Source organism: Sutterella parvirubra YIT 11816, assembly GCF_000250875.1.
Lineage (GTDB): Bacteria > Pseudomonadota > Gammaproteobacteria > Burkholderiales > Burkholderiaceae_F > Sutterella > Sutterella parvirubra.
The window spans coordinates 14,575-19,174 of the sequence record NZ_JH604965.1 but is presented as its reverse complement, the minus strand read 5'-3'; the positions used below and the strand labels follow the sequence as shown (position 1 = coordinate 19,174).

At 64.4% G+C, this 4,600-nt stretch carries 5 protein-coding genes; 4 read left to right on the top strand and 1 reads right to left on the bottom strand.

All coding sequences use genetic code 11. From position 1 onward, the window contains the following. The 3 genes from ppsA to HMPREF9440_RS05670 all read left to right on the top strand — a co-directional run. Positions 1 to 1,514 (top strand): phosphoenolpyruvate synthase (gene ppsA, locus HMPREF9440_RS11955; protein WP_040763973.1); only part of this gene is annotated, 1,514 nt, incomplete at its 5' end. Positions 1,515 to 1,850: 336 nt separating this feature from the next. Beyond that, the gene (locus HMPREF9440_RS05675) at positions 1,851 to 2,279 is read left to right on the top strand and encodes an NfeD family protein (protein ID WP_008542342.1); all 429 of its coding nucleotides are present in this window, start codon (positions 1,851 to 1,853) and stop codon (positions 2,277 to 2,279) included. 114 nt (positions 2,280 to 2,393) lie between these two features. Further along, the gene (locus tag HMPREF9440_RS05670) at positions 2,394 to 3,347 is read left to right on the top strand and encodes an SPFH domain-containing protein (protein ID WP_008542341.1); all 954 of its coding nucleotides are present in this window, start codon (positions 2,394 to 2,396) and stop codon (positions 3,345 to 3,347) included. Positions 3,348 to 3,493: 146 nt separating this feature from the next. Here HMPREF9440_RS05670 and HMPREF9440_RS05665 read toward each other — a convergent pair whose 3' ends face one another. Continuing rightward, positions 3,494 to 3,694: a hypothetical protein gene (locus HMPREF9440_RS05665; RefSeq protein ID WP_008542339.1), complete on the bottom strand. Its 201-nt coding sequence runs from the start codon at positions 3,692 to 3,694 to the stop codon at positions 3,494 to 3,496. A 280-nt stretch (positions 3,695 to 3,974) separates the two neighbouring features. Here HMPREF9440_RS05665 and HMPREF9440_RS05660 point away from each other — a divergent pair. Next, positions 3,975 to 4,600 (top strand): hypothetical protein (locus tag HMPREF9440_RS05660; RefSeq protein WP_008542337.1); only part of this gene is annotated, 626 nt, incomplete at its 3' end.

Genomic DNA, 4,600 nt, shown 5'->3' with positions numbered 1-4,600 from the left:
ACCGCCGCAAGTTCTCGATCACCGACGAAGACGTGATCGAACTCGCGAAGTTCGCCCGCATCATTGAAAAGCACTACGGCCGTCCCATGGACATCGAATGGGGCAAGGACGGCAACGACGGCAAGATCTACATCCTGCAGGCCCGTCCCGAAACGGTGAAGAGCCAGCAGACGGACGCCGACGTGCGGCTCCGCTACACGCTCAAAGAAAAGGGGCGTCTGCTCGCCCAGGGCCGCGCCATCGGTCAGAAGATCGGTCAGGGCACGGTGCGCATCGTCGAATCCGCCGCGCAGATGGATCGCGTTCAGGCGGGCGACGTGCTCGTCACCGACATGACCGACCCCAACTGGGAACCGGTGATGAAGAAGGCCTCCGCCATCGTGACGAACCGCGGCGGCCGCACCTGCCACGCCGCGATCATCGCGCGTGAGCTCGGCATTCCCGCCGTCGTCGGCTGCGGCGACGCCACCGACCGCCTCATGGAAGGCGACCAGGTGACGGTCTCCTGCGCCGAAGGCGACACGGGCAACATCTACGAAGGGATCCTCGCGGTCGAAGTCGAGGAAGTCCGCCGCGGCGCGCTCCCCGAAATCCCCGTCAAGATCATGATGAACGTCGGCAACCCGCAGTTGGCGTTCGACTTCCAGTCGATCCCGAACAAGGGTGTTGGTCTCGCCCGTCTCGAATTCATCATCAACAACATCGGCATCCACCCGAAGGCGATCCTTGAGTACCCGAACGTTCCGTCGGAACTCCGCGATGCCGTCGAGCGCCTCTCCGCGGGCTACGCCTCGCCGAAAGACTTCTTCGAAAAGAAGATCGCCGAAGGCGTGGCGACCATCGCCGCCGCGTTCTGGCCGAAGAAGGTCATCGTGCGCCTCTCCGACTTCAAGAGCAACGAGTACCGTAAGCTCATCGGCGGCGCCAACTACGAACCGGTCGAAGAAAACCCGATGCTGGGCTTCCGCGGTGCGTCCCGCTACATTGCGAACCAGTTCGCGGAATGCTTCGAGATGGAATGCCGCGCGATGAAGTTCGTCCGCGACGAAATGGGCTTGACCAACGTCGAACTCATGATCCCGTTCGTGCGCACGGTCGCGGAAGCGAAGCGCGTCACCGAGATCATGGAGGGTCACGGTCTCAAGCGCGGCGTCAACGGCCTTCGCCTCAACATGATGTGCGAACTCCCGTCGAACGCCGTTCTCGCCGACCAGTTCCTCGAATACTTCGACGGCTTCTCGATCGGCTCGAACGACATGACGCAGTTGGCGTTGGGTCTCGACCGTGACTCCGGCCTCGTCGCCGCCGCCTTCGACGAACGCAACGACGCCGTGAAGGCGCTCCTCGCGATGGCGATCAAGGCCTGCCGCGAAAAGGGCAAGTACGTCGGCATCTGCGGTCAGGGCCCGTCCGACCACGCCGACTTCGCCGAGTGGCTGATGGAGCAGGGGATCGAATCGATCTCGCTCAACCCCGACACGGTGGTCGACACCTGGCGCCGCCTCGCGAAGTAATCCGCGGGCAGCCCTAGGCACACGGAGGGGCGTCGAGCCCCTCCCGATGAAAAGCCGTCCGTCCTTTCGAATGCTTCGAAAGCCGGGCGGCTTTCCTTTTGTGCCTCTTCCCGTCCGGGCCTTCCGGGCGGCTTTCTCCCTGCCGGGGTGAGTTTTTGCAAGATCGTGTAGCAGTGGGCGAATGCGGAGATTCGCACTGTGTTAACGTGAAGGAATGAGGGGAGGAAACGCCGGTTTCGCCCGCAGCCTTCCTTTCTCCGAATCCGGACCGATCAACGACCCGCCGCAGCGTTCCTGCGGCGCATACCGCACGCCCACGAAGGGAGGATCCCCACCATGAGCCCCACCGTGCTTTGGACGATCGGCGGCATCGCCGCCGCGTCGCTCGAGATGTTCACGGGCACCTTCTACCTGCTCGCGATCGCGCTCGGCGCCTTCGCGGCGGCCGCGGCCGCGTTTGCGGGGGCGGGCTTCTCCGTGCAGCTCCTCTTCTTCGCGCTCGCCACCGCGGCGGGCGTCGTCGGGATCCGGTTCCTGCGCCCGAAGAAGGACGAGTCCGAAGCCCTTCAGCACGCGGACGTGGGCCGCGAGGTGACGGTCGACAAGGTGGAACCCTCGGGCGGCGCCGTGGTGCGCTACCGCGGGACGCTTTGGCGTGCGGCCGCGAAGGACGGAGGGGCGCTCACGCCCGGGCGCTGGAAGATCGCCCGCGTCGACGGCGCGGCGCTCATCCTCGAACCTGTGGAGCCGCCCAAGGCCGGGTAGCCGCGGACGAAACCCAAAAGTTCCCAAAAGATTCCGAAGGGAGCCTCTTTTCCGGCATCCCTTCAACGCTTCTCACACACCCCTTTCCATAGCTTTCTTATCCAAGGACCAGCCATGTTGGATGTCTACGCGCTTTCAGGCTTCATGATCGTGATGATCGTCTTGGTCGTCGCCGTCGTGATCTTCGCCACGCAGTCGGTGAAGGTCGTTCCGCAGCAGACCGCCTGGGTCGTCGAGCGCCTCGGGAAATTCCACGCAGTGCTGAGCCCGGGGTTGAACTTCATCATTCCCTTCATCGACCGCGTCGCGTACCGCCACAGCCTCAAAGAAATCCCGCTCGACACGCCGAGCCAGGTCTGCATCACGCGCGACAACACGCAGCTGACGGTCGACGGCGTCTTGTTCTTCCAGGTGACCGACCCCCAGCGTGCGAGCTACGGGACGTCGAACTACGTGATCGCGATCACCCAACTCGCTCAGACCACGCTTCGCAGCGTCGTGGGCCGCATGGAATTGGACAAGACCTTTGAGGAGCGCGACCTCATCAACAAGAGCGTGGTGTCGGCGATCGACGAGGCGGCCTTGAATTGGGGCGTGAAGGTGCTCCGCTACGAAATCAAGGACCTGACGCCCCCGCAGGTGATTCTGCAGGCGATGCAGCAGCAGATCACGGCCGAGCGCGAAAAGCGCGCGGTGGTGGCGGCGTCCGAAGGCCGCAAGCTCGAACAGATCAACCTGGCGACGGGTGCCCGCGAAGCGGCGATCGCACAGTCGGAAGGCGAAAAGCAGGCCGAAATCAACAAGGCCGAAGGTCAGGCGGCGGCGACGCTCGCCATCGCGACGGCGACGGCCGAAGCGCTCCGCCGCATCGCGGAGGCGACCCAGACCGAGGGCGGCATGACCGCCGTCAACCTCCAGGTCGCGGAAAAGTACATCGGTGCGTTCGGGGAACTCGCGAAGACCTCGAACACGTTGGTCGTGCCCGGGAACATGGGCGATCTGGCCGGGATGATCACCTCGGCCATGAAGATCGTCGAGGGCGCGAAGACCGCGAAGCCGAAGGCCTGAGTCTGAACGCTCCGGCCGACGGGGCCGGAGAAAGGTCCCGACGTCAAAAACGCCTCCAGCGGAACGTGCCGCGGAGGCGTTTTGTTCATTGGGGACTCGGAGGAGTCGGAAGGAACCGGAAGGAACCGGAAGGACCCTTCAGGGCGTCAGCTCCAGAGCCAGCACCAGATGCGCACGGGGATGTAGAAGATCACGGCGTAGACGATCACCATCGCGGCGACCTGCACGATGTGGTTGTTCGACATCGAGAGCACGGCCGGACCGATCTTGTCCCAGACCTTGAAGAGAAGCACCAAGGAGATGAGGGCCCAGATGATCCCTAGAACCACGGAAATGAATGTGAACATCGGTCGGTTTCCCCGTTCGAATGGTTGGTCGAGAGTGCGGGCTTCGCGCCCGTCTTGTGCGAATACTACGCCGAAAGGATGAAAGGCGCCTTAACCGAAGTGGTAGCAGCGGAAGGTTTCGGCGTTCGCTCGGGGAGGCTTGTTGGGGCCTGTTGAGGGGGCGCCTTCCGGGCCGTCCTCCGGGATGCCCGGGAGAGGGACGCCGAGAATACTCCTTTTCTCCTTCCCGGGCTCCGCTCCGTAGAATGAGCGGCAGGAGAAACCACCGCAGGTGTGCGACATGACGAGTTTTGAGGTTTGGATTCCGTCCGGCGAGGCGGTGCTGCGCAACACCGAGACGGGTGAGGAGATGCGGCTTACGAGCGGCTCGGGCCCGCTCTCGCTCGGCGTCATTGAGCTCGCCTGGAGGCCGGGGCTCGGGGGCGTCGCGCCCGGCGCCGTGCCGCCCGAATCCGTGAAGTCCGCGGGAGAGGTTCAGGCTGAGAAGGCCGATCAGGTCTCTCCGGGTCTCCCTCCGGTGCCCTCCGTCTTCGGGGCGGCCGCCACGGAGCCGCCGTCGATCGGTGCGTTGGGGGATGTGCCGACCCGTGCGCAGACGCTGACGCCTCCGGACGAAGAGCTGCCCTTCCTCTCGCCCAAGGATCCCATCCATCCGCAGCCCGTGAGGACGTTCGATAGGACGTTGGACGCCCCGCTCGAAGCCCTGACGCGGGAAGACTTCGAGCTCGTGCTCGAAACGCTCGCCAAGGCGAGGAACGACGTCGAAGGCGAACTCGAATTCCTGCAAGAAATCGAAGCCGAACCCGAAACCATCGACGCGATGGAGGACGAGCTCGACCGCATCGACGCGCGCTTTGCGGCGGTGAGCGAACGGTTGCTGGAGTGGGAGGCGGCGGAGCGCCGCCG

Bases quoted from the DNA above. Each gene is read 5' to 3' on its own strand.
- HMPREF9440_RS05665 (WP_008542339.1), bottom strand. From the start codon at position 3,694: ATGTTCACATTCATTTCCGTGGTTCTAGGGATCATCTGGGCCCTCATC.
- HMPREF9440_RS05675 (WP_008542342.1), top strand. From the start codon at position 1,851: ATGAGCCCCACCGTGCTTTGGACGATCGGCGGCATCGCCGCCGCGTCG.
- HMPREF9440_RS05670 (WP_008542341.1), top strand. From the start codon at position 2,394: ATGTTGGATGTCTACGCGCTTTCAGGCTTCATGATCGTGATGATCGTC.